Source organism: Thermocoleostomius sinensis A174, assembly GCF_026802175.1.
GTDB lineage: Bacteria > Cyanobacteriota > Cyanobacteriia > Elainellales > Elainellaceae > Thermocoleostomius > Thermocoleostomius sinensis.
Genome location: NZ_CP113797.1, coordinates 1,300,894 through 1,317,300, shown reverse-complemented (window position 1 = coordinate 1,317,300; position 16,407 = coordinate 1,300,894). Strand labels below are relative to the sequence as shown.

The window sequence follows — 16,407 nt, the reverse complement described above, 5'->3', positions numbered from 1 at the left end:
CAACTATGCCACCCTAAACCGATTACTTTTCGCGTGTAGATCTTGAGCCATAGCCAGCAGATCTTTAAAGGAAGTAGAAATGGTGACAGAATCCTGCGAAGTTTTGTTTGCACTCGTCGCAACATCATTCATTGTTTGTGTCAGCGTTTGACACTGTAAAGTCTGCTCTTGCATGACCTGAGTAATATGAGCTACGAGTTCACTAATTTGGCTAGTTGCATTCACAATTGAGTTTAAATTCTCGCGAGCTTCATTCACCACTTGAGTACCCGACGCTACCTGTTGGCTACTTGATTCCATTGCCGTTGCCACTTCTGCGGTACTGGCTTGAATGTCTTGGACAAGTTGTTCAATTTCTACGGCTGCATCGGCCGATTGTCGCGCTAGTGATCGCACTTCATCAGCAACGACAGCAAATCCTCGCCCATATTCACCAGCTCGAGTGGCTTCAATGGCAGCATTCAGGGCTAATAGTTGGGTCTGAGTGGTGAAGTTGCTGATAACGCTAACAATTCTGGAAATCTTCTGCGATGATTCGCTCAGCCGTTGCAGCCGCAGATTAGCCTCTGCAACAATTTCACGAATTTTGTCCATTTCATCGACCGTTCGATCGATCGCCTCATCACCCGACATAACAGTTTCGTTAGCTTGCTGAACCGTAGACTGCACTTGTTGTACATAGGTTTCCACGACTTGAGTGGAATGTACCAAACGTTGTACTTGGCTTAGGGCTTGATTTAATGATTGCAGTTGCAGTTCCGCTTGGGCAGACAAACTTGATAAAGATGCTTCACTTGATTGAGAAGTTTGAGCAACCAGAGTTGATGCAGTTTGCATTTGCATCACAATTTGCTGTAAGCTGCTCAACGTGTTGTTGTAAGCATCGGCGATTGTGCCTACTGTGGTATCAGTCACAGGTGCACGTGCGGTTAGATCACCATTCAACGCGGGTCTGACAGCTGATAAGAGTTGAATAACTTCTTGCTGAAGATTTTCTTTAGCATTCCTACTCTGTTCAGCAATCTCTAAGAGTTCCTCTGATTGTCGCTGTAACTGTTCAACATATTCTCCTTGCTGAATTGCAATATTGAGTTGAGCCGCAATTTGTTTGACAAACTCAATATCAGTCGAATGCCATTCACGCGCATCCTGACAATGGTGTACACAGAACAATCCCCAAAGCTCATCTCCACGCAGCAACGGAACGACCAAATTAGCCCGCACCTGAAACTTTGAGAGCACATCAATATAACAGCTTTGTAGCCCACCTTGATAAATATCGGCGGTAGCCCACACTCGTCCTTTGCGATACATCTCCGCAAAATTTTCGCTGAAGCAGTGATCGACAACTTTGACGGACAAGGCAGAAACATAGCCTGGCTGTACATCTTCGGCGATCGTTTCTCCTTCTCGGTAGCCAGACTCTGCATCAAACTTGAAAATAGCCACGCGATCGACTTCTAAAAAGTTGCGAATTTCTCTAGCAGTGGTGCGGAATGTCTGCTGTAAATCCAATGACTGCCGCACTCGTTCCACAATCTTGATCACCAATTGCTCGCGCTGCACCGTTTGCGCTAGTTGTTCTGATAACTGTTGCACTTGCATTACTTGATCAATCTGCTGCAAAGCTACGCCTACCTGGAGACCAAGTTGCTGCAAGGCCAACAATTCAGCATCTGTCCACTGTCGAGGCTTACCAGATTGATACACGCTAAGAATTCCCCACAGGGCCCCTTGCTTAACAATCGGCGTTCTCACAAAGGCTTGAATCCCCAATTCCTCGAAATACTCCACTTCCTCAGTCGTATAATCAGCTGTATGGATATTGTGTACCACCCAACTTTTGCCTTGGCGATACAAATTCTCTTGCAACATCAGCACGGCTGGATTGAGGCGGCTCTCTAGTTGCACCTTTTCAAGGGAACTGAATCCCTGCGCTACCGATTCTGCTAGCCATTCACGGCTACCATCATCCTGCAAGCGATGAATAGTTGCCCGATTGCACTTTAATAATCGTCGCACCGATTGATTAGTGAGTTGGAAGAGAGTTTCTAGGGATTGGGACTGAAGTAACCGAGGAATCATCGCCGTTACCGATTGATGCAGTTGAACCACATCAATAATGTGGGCCGTCTGTTGATGTAACTGCATCAAATCATCAGCTTGCTGTAGCGCCACATTCAATCGCTGACTAATCTGGGTCAGAAACTCTATCTGATCTGACGACCACTGGCGAGCACCGCTGTGTTGAAACGCCCCCAAAGCTCCCCATAAGGTTTCTCCCTGAACCAGTGGCACGATTGCACATGATTGAATATCAAACTGTTCTAAAAAATCTAAAGACTCTGTTGACGTTGTAATCCGGCTGTCATTGACCACAAGCGGCAAGTTGTCACGAACGCGATCGCTGATTACTTTCCAAACCGCATTAATCATAACAGGCAGATTGGCTGTAGCTTCCCCCACAACCTGGATTGAGGAATCTTCTTGAGAATCTGGGCAGAATTGAATAACGGCCACCCGGTCTGCACCCAAGTGTTTACGCACATCTCGCACTACCATCGCTGACAGATCACTCAGGTTCACTTTTTGTCGAATCTGATCATTAATGCGATCAAATAGTTGCCGCTCTTCTCTAGATTCCAGGGGCTGTAATGCAATCTGTAACTGCGCCACAACCTGATGCAACAACAGAATTTGGGCTTCCTGCCAGTAATGAGGGCGTGTACATCCTTGAACCACTAGCAAACCCCACAGTTGGCTGCCCATGTAAATGGGAATGCACAAACTTGCCATGACTTGAAACCGTTCAAACAGTTGGCGCTGGTGTGGGGTCAATGCTCGTTTCGTGGCATCTTCAATACTAACGAAGGGCAATTGCCAGTAGTGCAACGGCTGTTCTGCACCAAAGGCGATCGCCGGTAATGTTTCTTTTAAGCTAGGTGTGTATCCGTTAGCGATGGATTCAGCTAGCACCGTGCCTTGACTCTCGGACTGAAACCGAAAAATTAGAACCCGATCGACTTGGAGATGTTGCCGCACTTCTGCCACTGTAATGTTCAGCAAGGCTTCAATGGTTTTCGCTTGTCGCAGTTGTTGCGTCGTTATCAATAACCACCCCAACGTTGAATCTCGACCGATGGAAGTGGATGACTCGTTCATCAACATGGAGTTAGACATGGAATTAGGTATTGAACTAGAAGTTGAATAGAAACTTGTATTCGATGGAAATCTGAGAAATCTGGAATTTTCACTCGAGTTAAAACTACGCATGGCTTCGCTGGGTGGAGGATCGGCGACGGATTGATCATCAAACGGTAGATGCATACTAGTGTGATCATCTACAACATGAGACGCAGAAGAGGAATCGATCGAGGATGTCTCTGATGACGCCGTTGATAACTCTGGGTTGGGCGTAAAGTCAGGCGGAATTCTCAGCGTAATAGAGGGAGCAGATATCTCTATCGCCGCTAAGGAATCCTCTGGAGCCTGCTCTACTTGCTCTGAAGATTGACTTGAATCCGGCTCTGAAGTTGGGTTCCGTTTGAGGCGCTTTTGAATTCGTTTAATCAGGCCTAAGGATGGAGAACCCTCGCCTTCAGACACTAAGCCTTGATTGTCTGGTTTTTCCATAGGGGATACTCCGCAATTGCCTTTATGTTCAAAACGGGGTCATTGCATTCTGGTAAAAGCCCCCAAACTAGCGGCAGCAGTCCTGGTGATACTAAGCCGGAAACAATCGGTTGAAGTTGCTTCAGATCGTGTAACTCCACCTCACTAACCGCTGGCACACCAACACCGATCGCTTGCTGATTCACGCGGACGATCACAGAAAATATCGATGGAGGCAACGGTTCTTGCTGAAAAGGTGAAGGATAGCCTGACACCTGACACAGATCAACCAACCAAAGAATTTCTCCTCGCCAATTGCAAATGCCGAGAACGCATTCGGGCAGTTCAGGCACCGAGAGCACATCTGTGACATTAACTTGTAGAATTTCGGTGATTTGCTCTAGGGGTAAAAGGGCATTATCTTGATGGTTCAAGCTAATGCGCAGAAGCCGCTGCCGATGATCTGAAGCGGGGGTTAGGCTCAGAGTATCTAGCAAACTAATGATTGATAGCTCTGGTTTTAATGGTTGCACGATCGCCTTTCCCTCTAAGCAATAGTAAATCGTAAAATAATATTCATCAACTCTTTTTGATCCACGGGTTTAGGTAAGTAAGCATCAGCCCCTAGCAATGCTCCCCAAAATTTATCCGCTTCGGTTCCTTTTGTAGAACAAATAACAATTGGAATTTCTTTTGTTTCTGTATTTGTTTTCAGTTCACGACATAATTCAAATCCACTTTTTCCCGGTAGCATTACATCTAAGACAATTAGATCAGGTTTTTGATGTTGAAATTTTTTTCGAGCATCCTCACAATTCGTCACACTAATTACCGTCAAACCTGCTTTCCAAAGGTAACGAGTCATGATTTCAGTATCGGTCAAACTGTCCTCAACTAACAGTACAGTAGTCATACAATCAAGCTTCCTTAAGCAAGTCAGAGGATTGTCACTAAGAGAATTTGAAAGGGTTCAGAGATTGCATCAATAAAGGAGATAAATATGAGCCACTAAGGCGCTGTTAATGGTAGATGATGATGTAAGACAGACAGTACTTTCTTTGATTCGATCGGCTTTGAAATGAAACCGGACGAATTCACAAGTTTTGCTCGCACGCGATCGACAATGCCATCACTACTTGTGACAATAATAATGGGTGTATTTCTAAACATAGATACCCGTCGAAGTTGTCCACACACTTCATAGCCATTGGTTACAGGCATGATCAAATCCAAAAAGATCAAGCCTGGATTTTGTTCAATCAAAATGGGTAACGCCTGTACTGGATCGCGAACGTTAATAAAGCGATATCCTGCTTGTGCCAAAATTTGATTCATGGCAATGCAGTCAAATCGGCTATCCTCGATATAAGCTACTAGTGGACTGGACGATAGAACTTGTACAGGTGGAGGAGTGATCGGGGGCGATGAGTGAGTTGATTGCGTTTGATAGTTCCAATCTCTCACTTCTACGAGTCCCATGATGCCCTTACGAATGTAGGGAAGCAGCGATAGGGCAAGCGAAACAAGCGGTTGCTTTAACTTGGCAGCTAAGTCTCTGAGAGTGCGATCGCCGTCAATGATGGTCGTGAGGTTGTGATAGACCAGCAGCGAGGTTTGGCGACGCAGTTCCTCGGCATCCCAAATCACAGGGGCCCAATTAGGCGACCAGCTTCCCAGCCCAGCTTGTTGCCACGTCTCCCACTGTTGGCTAGCCTTTTGCCAAATCAGCGCGGGTGAAATCCGAATTGGTAGCGTGATTGCCGTCTCGCTTGGTAACTGGCGATAGGTAAGGTGCATCAGGCGATCGAATTGCAGGGTGTAGAGTTGCATCAAATCAAACAAAATTTCGACTAAATTTCCTGCCACCACAGACACCACCTGCTCTTGCGACATTTTGCCCTGCTGAACCAATCCAACCAACGTCTGCTGGTTCCAGTTCTGAGATAGATCTGTGCCTTCTCGCGATCGATCGAGCAGTTGAGGGCAGTAAAGAGAAAGCTGTCGATGCCAACGGCGAACCGAGTGCAACACACTTGTACCACCCACTAAACTGCCACCGCGGAAGAACAGGCTCCACTGCGGGCTTTGAGAGGTTTTGTTATGAATGTCTAAGCGTCCTGTAAATTGCGACTGATGGCAGGCTTGAAGGCGTTGATTTAATTCATCAACGTTTAAGATTTTGTAGGTTGCGATCGGAGGTTCTATAATGTTCACAATATTCACAAAGAGCCATCATTCTTTACTACAACTTCACTAGCATTTCACCGCTGACTGACTGACAAAACTAAAACTTGACCCGCCCTCACTCCGACCCCTCTTCCAGAACGGACGAGGGGCATTCACAGATTTTTGGTTTTCAATTCCTTTACCCTTGGTGGAACAAAGGATTGAGGATGAGGGACAAAGAGTTGTTAGTCAAGCAGGTTTCACCGTTTCCCAACCAAAGAAGGACTGGATTCTGTTACAGCTTTATTACAACTGTTTAATTGAAACAGAGAATTGGATAAATTGGAGAGTGGAAAAGGATTGGGAATCAGATTGGTTTTAGAAATAACCGTAAACTGATAACAGGGTGTCATTCCTATTACCTCAACTGATTGCATGAACTCAATACCTATGACAATCACCCAACACTTCTAGTTTTCTGGTTTTTCAGAGCGCATCTTAACGGACTCTGACCCTATGAAGAACAGTAGATGCGCCCTCCCTACATCTGCAAACTCTGAATTCAAATTCTGAATTTTGTTCAGTGAACCAGTTCGGATGCACCTTTCAACGCACCTTTGAACATGGACTCTCTTAAACACCTGCTCTGAAGAGTCCCCGACAAGTAATACGGGTTCGCATCTGTGGCATCAGAACACTGATTAAGCTCGCACCTGCCCTGATGCTAGTCTTAGCCATCCTTGAGCAGTGCTTAAAGCATTTCTAGTGTGGTTTTCCGGGTGTTTATCAAAAGCCATGCTCAACAAAGTAGAATGCAGCCTTGTAAAATGATGCGTACCCATTTGCTGCTTGACATGAAAGACTAGTAAATGCGACCCTTCTTTATTGCGATGTTTCTAGCTATTCTCTCGAGTGATTCCTCTTGGCGGTAGCTATCCCTGACCGTAGGCAAACCCTGTATAACACTTGCAATACAATTGCAATACATCAATGCTAGAACCTATTTTCTCTAATGGCAACGCCTCTTCGCAAGTGAGTTTGGTGGGAATCTTGAATTCTGACATCCTCCTTAAGGAAGATTCTGGAAAGGGTTCGAGGGGTAATTAAATGACTGCAAAACTTCTTGGCAGGGCAAACCTGTCTACGTGGAGAGCTAGAGACGAAAGGTAGCCATCCATCGGTAGGAAAAGAAGGTTATGATGGGCAAAACAAGACAAGGGATAGATTGCGATCGATCGCTAAAAAACAGGCAGAAAGGTGATGTCAATGGGCGAACCATTGAACAAGTACTTAGCTTTATGCTCAGCCTGACCGATCCGACAGTGCCAAAATTGAAGGTCACGGCTTAACTGTCCCTAACAGGTGGGGTCAGTGTGGCTCAATCCCACCTTCTAACAATACTTCGTGACATCTTCTTGACATTCATCTGCTAAATAAGTTAGGGCGCGAAAGCGTAAGCCGACTAGCTGGTCATAAAGCGGGTTGAGCTTACACATGGGCGGAATATGAACCACCTTTTGTCCAAAGAGTTTGACATCTCGCTCAAAGGGACACTGTGGCGGAATCATTTTGCAAAGAAAACGCGCCAGCCTTGGATCGTGTACTTCTAAGTGATCAAGCCATTCGCGCATGGGGGCCAGCAGATCAGGCTGATCCGCTTGAGAGAAATCCGACATGGGGGCCCCTCCATCTTCTGGGCGGTAATTCAGCGTCAAACGGAGGGATTCTAAAAGCTTGGGCGGCAAATCCAGGGCAACACAAAAGTCATGCAAAATGTCATCTTCAGAACTGGAATAAACGCCATCGGCGATCGCCACCATCACGGCTGTGCGCATAAAGTTTTCAGCTAGGCCTTGATCGCCCCCTAACGTCCTAGCTAATTCTTTAGCAGTAATTGACTCTACCTTGCCTAGCTCGGTTTTGGGCGCAAGTTCTGTTTGAGTCAGTTCGCCAATCAACGTTTGCTCTTCCGGATCAAAGTGCCCATCTGCCCAGGCAACCGTTAAAAGACCTCGTAGCCAGACGGCAATCTGCTCATCGGTGTAAGGAGAAACCGCACTAACCATGTCAATCACACCTAGTTTTTAAAACAATCTTTACAATTCCAGTTTAACGCTACTGTTCAGTATGCCCCAAAAGGTTGCAACCTGGTTGTAAACTACGGATGTTCAATTTGCAGGAATTCGTTTATGCAAAATCTTTGGCGACCGATGCTTCAAGGACAACTGCCGTGACTCTGCAAGAATTTTTTCTACTGCTGATTTCAATTTTGGCGAGTGTGGGCGGACAATTTTTTCTCAAGGCAGGTGCACTGAAACTGGGGCAGGTGAATTGGGAAAACCTGACCCGCCATATTATTAGCATCATCACCGTGCCCGAACTGATTGTTGGATTAACCTGTTATGCCATTGGCGCGATCGCCTATATTTTAGTGCTCACTCGCGTTAATCTCAGCATTGTCGGACCCTCAATTGCCATGAGCTACATTTTTTCGGTGTTGATTGGTCATTTCGTTTTTCACGAAGTCATTCCGATTGAGCGCGTCATTGGAGTGGGGTTGATTATTTTGGGCGTGATTTTAGTGGTTTGGCAAAAGCCCTGACCTATACGCTTTAACCCTGTACACTACAACATCGATAGCATTGCATTGCCCCATGTGCGGTAGCCACGCTCGTTTAAATGCAAGCCATCGGTGGTGAGATCGCGATGAAGGATGCCCGTCTCGTCCATAAAAACTGGTTGCAAATTCAAAAAGAGCACGCCTTCTTCCTGTGTCATTGCAGCAATGGCTTGATTGAGACGATGAATCCGAGTGGTAGGCAGTGCAGCAAGGCGGGTGGGCAAAATTGAGTGAATAATGATCTTTGCATAAGGATGGGCGCGTCGGAGTCGCTGCATAATTAAGCGCAAATTGTTTGTCACCTCAGCATCGGTAGCTCCACGCCGCAGATCATTGATACCTGCCATGACATAAATTGTGTCGGGGCGCGTTTCGCGAAACGCGTCAAGGCGTTGCAAAATCCCGGCGGTCGTATCACCGGAAATGCCTTGGTTGAGCCAAAATCGATCAGTGCTCATCAATTCCAAGGGAAACCACAGTGACAGCGAATCTCCGAGTAACACGGTGAGTCGGGCGTTACCTTGTCCGTTGGCCATAGCGCGGGCTTCCTGATGTAGCAGATCTATCCACTGATTATGAGTTGGTTGTTCCGTTGCATTCAACCAGTGTTCGTGAAAACTATCGACTGGCAAGCGAGTATAGGTTTTGCCTGCTATCAGGGCTGCAAGCCGCTGTTGATAGAGTTGTGCTCCTGATACAGGACGAATGGGAACATCAATCGGATCATGAAACAGCGGTTCTGGCAACGCGGGTGCTTGAATCCGAACTGGAATTGGAACGGGAACAGAAATAGACCGATCGGGTGCCCACGTCATGGCAGTGTCACCCAGCATTGCCATCGGCACAACTCGCGGCTGATGGCTAAATTCCGGGCGATCGACTTCAACCTGGGACACAAAAACTGTATGTCCTAGATTTTCAATTTCTGCGATCGTCATGCGATTACACCAGCGAGAGAATTCTTCAGTGATGACATTAGGAAAAAGTGTTGGCAGCTTAGAGATTGAATTTGCCAATAGCCAACCAGAAATCCGTCCCTGCGTAATTAGACTGGCAACTAATAGACACAGATCGCTCATTAACATCAACCATCAACCTCTTTTCGGAACTCCTTGCTGAGTAGTGGCTCATGTCTTTGCCGAGTGCAAGTCCTAAAACGCATAGCTGGCTAGGAAACCCACGATGCTTACTTTTCACAGGTTTTTCTGGCAAGGTCAGGATAGGTTTGATCGATCGATTGAAAAGTTTCAGTGAACTTTAAGCGATCGAATTCAAACTGTTCGGTCAAACAACTGTTGTTCACCAGCCTCTAGTCAGCAATTCAGTTTTAATCATTCAATTGCAAACCAACAGCATCAGGCTAATTCTTGTGACACAAGGCGGCGCAAAATTTCGGTGACTTCGGCAGCTATGCGGGCATCCAGTTGTCGGGCTTCTTCGTTAGCATCATTGAGGTCTTTAGCAGCTAGTAGCGATAGCGCCACAGTGTACTGTACAGCAGGTTTACCTTGGCGACGCGGGCGAGTATCGGCAAATTGCAGCAACGCCACATAGCAAATTTCGGTGCGATCGCGGCTACTGCTGCGTCCAAACCCCAATTTCGATAAAATTACTGGCGATTCGATCACAGTATTCAGCCCCAAACGCTCGATCGCCACATCCAGATAGCGAGCCGTATCGGTTCCCATGGCCCGCACCACAGTTTCCAAGCTGTTCCATTGCGCCGAGGGTAATCTTGCTTCTTGGGCAAAATAATTGTGCCAGCCCAAAAGCGAAACAAACCGCGTCAAGTCATAAGCCGACATCAGGTTATCTCCTGTGTGACTGGTGCTTGGGGCAGAAAGAATGACCCGCTGCGACGGTTGGTGAAATAAATCAGGTCGATCAATGAACGGTGCTTCGCCATATCGCCCCCGAAACGTGAGGCCGCTGTTGCCGGTAATTCGCTTCACCCAGCTTTCCAAATCCGCTGGCGTGAAAAATTGCTTGAACTTGGCCGCCACGGCGTTGGAACTAGCGATCGCCGATCGATAGCTAACCAAATCCACCACCAAATTGTAGAACCCATAGCCGCTGGCACTGCCGATCGGCCGCACCAAACAGTCGCGCATACTGGCTGATGGCTGTACCGCATTGGCCCGAGCCACCACATTTAAGACGGGAATAATTTTTGTTGTACTCCACTGCTGGGCATTAGTGAGAGGATTGCGGCCCAGCCAATGCGATCGCAGTTTACCATCTACAATGCTGCCCACACAGACACAAGCATATTTGATATCACTGTGCAAAAACTCTAACCCGCCATCGATTTGCGGACGACTGCCGATCGCCGGATAGGGCGCAAACGTAACGACTGTGTTGGTTCCCGTTAAGGTGACTTGCGAACCTAACGAGGTCAACTGTGTGCCGTCAGGAACCTGCTGAAGCCGCGCCGGATACTCTGGAACATCATCGTGGTAGGGGGAGTTTTGAATACCACGATCGAGAAATGCCAACTTGGTGGCATCATATCCTGCTTCTTGTGCCAAAAACTCGTTGTAAATTTGCTGCCGATCTTTCGCATACGCCAGGATAAAACTGACCGGATCGGCATTGAGTAACGACCAAGCAAATTTTTCATCAAACACGCCGCTACGCATATTCGGCAGTCCATAAAAATCGCAGAATTGCGTCAGAGCTTTTTCGGTTTCCCAGTTGTATTCACCATTAATCTGGTTGGCGGGATACAGTCGAAATGGAACCAGCAGTGTTTGTATATCCCGCATGAGCCGGGCACTGCCTTTCCAGGAAGCAAAGGGAACCGTCACTCCATCTTTAATGTCGTAAACGCCCCAAAACCAGGTTGAATACTCGGCTGGAACCACATTGGGAATCTTGAGCGTGCGACAGACCATCGCCGCAACGTCTCCACGAGTGGCATTCTCTAAGGGTCGCAATTGCCGCACCTGAGGATAGTTGACGATGATTTCAGCCGCGATCGCATCGGAGGCTGCTTTTTTGGCCCAAGTGGCGATCTGCCCTGCGTCTTCAAAATAGAGGCGTAGTAACTCATCTGGCAACCATGCTTGGTCAATCGATCGCGTACTGACCAGTACCAACACCGTTTGCAAGCGAGAAGTCATTTGGCTAGGCTGAAACGTACCATCCGGATAGCCGGAGAAGAACCCGCGTTCATAAGCCCACTGAATCGCACTGTATGCCCAGTATTGCGGAGGCACATCCGAAAAATTTACCGCTGGACGCACCGCTGGGGCACTGGGAAACGCGCCCTTCATCAACGTAGCAAACTCTGCTCGCGTAATGCCTGCATCCGGTCGAACGGTGCCATCTGGATAGCCATTAAGAATGCGGCGATCGGCCAAGGCCAGAATGCTGGCTTTTGCCCAATGGTTGTCAATATCTGAAAAATTACGATTCGTTGAAGGAGTCGCAGAACCGCTAGTCATGAAATTGCTCCTGATGGCACATTATTTACTTCAGCATACGGATGGTTTGAGGCATTACCCGTAATTCTCTGTAATGTAATTAGATTTTGTGCAGATGACACATTTATGAACGAATTTGCAACGAAACCCAACCCGATCGATCGCGAAATTATTGGACTCTTGCCTGCCGCCGGACAAGCCACCCGCCTTGCTCCCTTACCGTTAAGTAAAGAACTGTATCCGATCGGATTTTATGCCGATTCTGCTAATCAACCAAAACCCAAAGTAGTCAGCCATTACTTGCTAGAAAGTATGCAGCAAGCAGGTGCACGAAAAGCGTTCTTCATCGTGCGTCCGGGCAAGTGGGATATCCCAGCTTATTTTGGCGATGGATCGCGGCTAAATTTGCCCTTAGGATATTTAACGGTGCATGTGTCTTACGGAGTCCCCTTTACCTTAGATCAAGCCTATCCTTTTGTGCAGCAAGCCCAGATCATCTTTGGGTTTCCAGATATTCTATTTCAACCCAAAGATGCGTTTTCACACTTAATGGCGCATCAAACTCAAACTCACGCAGATATTGTATTAGGACTCTTTCCAACTGAAAATTATCACAAAGTCGGTGTTGTAGAGTTTGACGATATCGGACGAGTTCAGCAAATTATTGAAAAACCAGCGCAAACAACACTAAAATACATGTGGGCGATCGCAACATGGATGCCTACCTTCACCCAATTTCTACACGACTACCTACCAACCTGTACTCGCGATCGTGAACTTCCGATCGGCGATGTGATTCAAGCAGGGATCGATGCTGGTCTATCAGTTCAAGCGGTTCCCTTCGCCAATGGCTCATATTTAGACATCGGCACGCCGGATGATTTGGCTCAAGCAATTCGATCGGCGATGACTGAACCAACCCAGACCCATTCGCTGAGTGAGGTCAAGTAATATCCATCAATATCCATCAAGGGTCCGCAGGCGGTGGGTGCTCTGAAGGTGTTCTGGCGTGAGAGCATCATTAGCAAGCAAATCGCTCCGTCGCCGAGTACACTGGGGGGTGGACTGCATGAATTGATGTTTTGTTTAGGTAAGTTTAAGTTGCCATGCTGAGAGCCGGGATTGTGGGGCTGCCCAACGTCGGTAAATCGACTTTATTTAATGCGCTTGTGGCCAATGCCAAGGCACAGGCGGCCAATTTTCCCTTTTGTACGATCGAGCCAAACACAGGTGTGGTTGCGGTTCCAGACGAGCGATTGCAAGTGTTAGCAAACATTTCTGAATCGGCGGAGATTGTACCTGCTCGCGTTGAATTCGTGGACATTGCTGGTCTGGTACAAGGGGCCAGTAAAGGGGAAGGGTTAGGAAACCAGTTTCTCGCTAATATTCGCGAAGTGGATGCGATCGTGCATGTGGTGCGCTGTTTTGACGACGACGACATTATTCATGTGTCTGGCTCGGTTGATCCAGTGCGGGATATTGAAGTAATCAACCTAGAATTGGGCTTAGCCGATTTAGGGCAACTTGAACGGCGAATAGAGCGAGTTCGCAAACAAGCCCGCACCAGTAAAGAAGCGCAAGCAGAACTGGCGGCCCTTGAGAAAATTAGTGCTGTGCTGAACGAAGGCAAATCGGCACGACAGGTGACCCTGACTGAGGAAGAAGAAGTCCTGATTAAACCGCTGGGATTGTTGACGCGCAAACCCGTCATCTATGCAGCTAATGTCTCCGAGGACGATCTCGCCTCTGGGAACGATTGGGTCGCGCAAGTCAAGGCGATCGCCGCTCAGGAACAAGCGCAGGTGGTGATTGTTTCGGCGCAGGTGGAAGCAGAACTGATTGAACTGCCAGAGAGCGATCGGCAGGAATTTTTAGACTCGCTGGGGGTAAGCGAAGGCGGACTAAAATCCCTGATTCGCGCCACCTATGAACTGCTGGGGCTACGTACCTACTTCACCACCGGACCTAAGGAAACTCGCGCTTGGACGATTCGGGCAGGGATGTTGGCTCCCCAGGCAGCAGGCGTCATTCACTCCGATTTTGAACGGGGCTTCATTCGGGCAGAAACCGTTGCCTATCAAGATTTGGTGACAGCTGGCTCAATGAACGCAGCCAAAGAGAAGGGGCTAGTACGCAGCGAAGGCAAGGATTACGTAGTCAAAGAAGGAGATGTGTTGCTGTTTCGCTTTAATGTGTGATTTCCCAACCATAAGGACGTTGCACGAAACGCCCTACCCACGATCGCTCCTTACTGGCTGGCCATGCTTTGCACATACTGCAAAATGCCCTGCGCAATCGCCCGGGCCATCTGCGCCTGAAAGTTGGCATCGGCGAGGCGGGGGCCATCCTCACGACCCGTAACATAGCCAATCTCGACTAGTACAGCGGGCATAGTCGTTCGTCGCAGCACGTAAAATCGCGCTTGGCGAATGCCGCGATCGTTCGTGCCAACAGTATTGACGATGTTCGTTTGGATCACCTGTGCTAGCCCGGCCCCGCTGGAATAGTAATAGGTTTCCGTACCGTTGACATCGGGACGATCCATGCCCATTGAGTTGGCATGAATGCTGACAAACAACGTAGCATTGGCTTGCTCGGCCATCTGCACTCGTGGTTCTAGATCAATTTCTCGATCGTCGTTGCGGGTCATCACCACATGCACTCCCTGTTGCTGCAACAAGGCTCCTACTTGTTGGGCGATCGGTAATACTACGTCGGCTTCATGAATATTACCCACACCAACGGCTCCCACGTCTGCACCACCGTGCCCCGGATCAATCACAATCACCAGCCGACCGTTGGGAATTCGTCCCGATGAAGGGAGCATCGATAATGATGGAGCCGAAGAATTGTTCTGTGAAACCGGATAGCTGGTTCGATTGGAGGCGGGAGGAGTTGCGGCGGTTGGTGACGATCGTTCCATTTCCAGCGCCAGTAGTTGTGGCGTCACCCAATTGAGCGCACCAAACCGCACCCCGGCGGCTGGTTGAATCATCACCACTACCGTCTCATCCTCTTCTTCTCGTAACCGTACTCGTAGCAGCGGGCTATCAGTAGCAAGCTGTGGCCCCGTCACCTGATTGGCCAAACGAGCCGGAAACAACCGCACTTGATACATGCCACTTCGCCATTGCCCTGCATGAGTCATAGGACGATCGGAGCGAATCAGCAATTGGCGGTTGCTGGGGTCGAATTCAATGCCCTCGATCATGGCAACAGATAGGTCTGGTTCCTCGGCAGATGCCGTAGACGGATTTAAGGCGTCGGGTGCTTCAGTCAGGTCTGGTTCCGACCGCCGTTGCGATCGCCGTGACACGTTTTGGCTAGAAGCCATATTGGTGCCCTGAGTGGCGTCCTGAGTGGCAGATGATCGCCGCGCTGTCTGCCGAGCCGATCGTTGTTGCGGCAGTAGCACAATTCCCTCGATTCCACTGGCAGAAGCATTCCAGTTGGGGCTATCGCGATCGATCCTGAGTGTAATCTTTACCGATGGCAGATCGTTGTTGTCTTCATTGATTTGTTCAAACTGCAATTGCTCGATGCCAAACTGCTCGATTGCTTGCTCTTGTTCGCTTAACTGAGGAGCAATCACAGCGTTCTCGACTGTAATGGTGATCGATCGGCGGTTACGGCTGCGATCAATGTCATCAATGGTTGGGGGAGCGCCGCGGGTGCGAAGAAACAATCCATCGTTGGTGATTTGTAGCGACTCTATTTGTGTCACCCCATCCTGTGTCACTGCATCTTGAGCCATCGAGTTGTTTCCCCCCGCCGGCGGCGGACTGGTAACGGCCGGCCAGTCTAGGGTGGGAGTAGAAACCACAGAACTGACACGATCGGGCAGCGTTACAATTGCCGGAGAAGGCAGCGCGCTCCCTTGAACCATCGGTGGAGGGGATTGAATAGACGAAGATTGAATAGACGAAGTAGGTGGGGGCGGAACTGGAGGAGATGGGGCAGCAGCATGGCTCAAGACACGATCATCAGAAGATGTACCCAAAACAGGCAGGGGGTCCGCCACACCCACATAGTCAGGAGTGGGAAGCTGTACAATCCATTCGGTTGGCGTCAATCCACGAAACTGCACCTGCTGCGGATCGAGCACATATCCCGGAGCCAACTCCACCACAATGCGAGTTGTTGTCGCATCAAACTGCCCAAGGCGAACTTGCCGAATACTACCCGACAATTCTTGACTGCGCTGCACCCCACCCATGGTTGTGCCGGGTAAGTCAATCACTAATCGCGTTGGGTTAGGAACTAACTGCGCACGCGGCTGCACCCCTTCGTTGGTCGTAAACTCTAACCGATTCTGCGTTGGGTCAAACTGCCAGGATGCAAGTTCGCCTGCGATCGCCGGACAGGTTAACCAGAGGAAACTCATCAGACCCGGTAGAAACCATTGAATCTGCAAACCTTTCAAAACTGTTTCACCTTAAACGTTGCAAAGAAGGAACCGCTCTCAAGAACCGGAAGTTTATCTCTGCTGACAAAAAACCGAGTCAACCAGTCACAAAACCTCATATTCTGTTGCAACTCTTAACGTTGTGAGGGCGCATGGGTACGGCTTAGGCTGATAGACTA

The 16,407-nt window shown here is 48.5% G+C and carries 11 protein-coding genes; 3 read left to right on the top strand and 8 right to left on the bottom strand.

All coding sequences use genetic code 11. The features are described 5' to 3' along the window. Nucleotides 1-3: 3 nt before the first annotated feature. The 5 genes from OXH18_RS05715 to OXH18_RS05695 form a co-directional block, all read right to left on the bottom strand. The gene (locus tag OXH18_RS05715) at nt 4-3,633 is read right to left on the bottom strand and encodes a GAF domain-containing protein (RefSeq protein WP_268611462.1); all 3,630 of its coding nucleotides are present in this window, start codon (nt 3,631-3,633) and stop codon (nt 4-6) included. Beyond that, nucleotides 3,606-4,145 carry a chemotaxis protein CheW gene (locus OXH18_RS05710; RefSeq protein ID WP_268611460.1) on the bottom strand — a complete coding sequence of 180 codons (540 nt, stop codon included), beginning with the start codon at nt 4,143-4,145 and terminating at the stop codon, nt 3,606-3,608. Before OXH18_RS05710 ends, OXH18_RS05715 begins: the two co-directional genes overlap by 28 nt. A 14-nt stretch (nt 4,146-4,159) precedes the next feature. Further along, nucleotides 4,160-4,525, bottom strand: coding sequence for a response regulator transcription factor (locus tag OXH18_RS05705; protein ID WP_268611457.1), 366 nt, complete (start codon nt 4,523-4,525; stop codon nt 4,160-4,162). A gap of 95 nt (nt 4,526-4,620) precedes the next feature. Beyond that, on the bottom strand, nt 4,621-5,835 hold the full coding sequence (locus tag OXH18_RS05700; protein WP_268611455.1) for a response regulator: 1,215 nt from the start codon (nt 5,833-5,835) through the stop codon (nt 4,621-4,623). A 1,334-nt stretch (nt 5,836-7,169) separates the two neighbouring features. Further along, nucleotides 7,170-7,844 (bottom strand): Mo-dependent nitrogenase C-terminal domain-containing protein, encoded by a 675-nt coding sequence (locus OXH18_RS05695; RefSeq protein ID WP_268611454.1) that lies wholly within the window; start codon nt 7,842-7,844, stop codon nt 7,170-7,172. Between the two features lie 164 nt (nt 7,845-8,008). Between OXH18_RS05695 and OXH18_RS05690 the strand changes: the two genes are divergently transcribed. After that, on the top strand, nt 8,009-8,380 hold the full coding sequence (locus tag OXH18_RS05690; protein WP_268611452.1) for an EamA family transporter: 372 nt from the start codon (nt 8,009-8,011) through the stop codon (nt 8,378-8,380). 23 nt (nt 8,381-8,403) lie between these two features. On the opposite strand, the gene OXH18_RS05685 is transcribed toward OXH18_RS05690, so the two are convergent. Both OXH18_RS05685 and OXH18_RS05680 read right to left on the bottom strand, forming a co-directional pair. Beyond that, nucleotides 8,404-9,477 carry a GDSL-type esterase/lipase family protein gene (locus OXH18_RS05685; RefSeq protein WP_268611450.1) on the bottom strand — a complete coding sequence of 358 codons (1,074 nt, stop codon included), beginning with the start codon at nt 9,475-9,477 and terminating at the stop codon, nt 8,404-8,406. A gap of 276 nt (nt 9,478-9,753) precedes the next feature. Then, entirely contained in the window at nt 9,754-11,844 is a 2,091-nt protein-coding gene (locus OXH18_RS05680; RefSeq protein WP_268611447.1) for an S-layer homology domain-containing protein, read from the bottom strand. A gap of 105 nt (nt 11,845-11,949) precedes the next feature. Here OXH18_RS05680 and OXH18_RS05675 point away from each other — a divergent pair, with 105 nt between their 5' ends. Continuing rightward, nucleotides 11,950-12,774: a nucleotidyltransferase family protein gene (locus OXH18_RS05675; RefSeq protein WP_268611446.1), complete on the top strand. Its 825-nt coding sequence runs from the start codon at nt 11,950-11,952 to the stop codon at nt 12,772-12,774. Nucleotides 12,775-12,929: 155 nt separating this feature from the next. Further along, nucleotides 12,930-14,021: a redox-regulated ATPase YchF gene (ychF, locus tag OXH18_RS05670; RefSeq protein ID WP_268611445.1), complete on the top strand. Its 1,092-nt coding sequence runs from the start codon at nt 12,930-12,932 to the stop codon at nt 14,019-14,021. A gap of 50 nt (nt 14,022-14,071) precedes the next feature. Here ychF and OXH18_RS05665 read toward each other — a convergent pair whose 3' ends face one another. Continuing rightward, nucleotides 14,072-16,246, bottom strand: coding sequence for an N-acetylmuramoyl-L-alanine amidase (locus tag OXH18_RS05665; protein ID WP_268611444.1), 2,175 nt, complete (start codon nt 16,244-16,246; stop codon nt 14,072-14,074). Between the last annotated feature and the right edge of the window lie 161 nt (nt 16,247-16,407).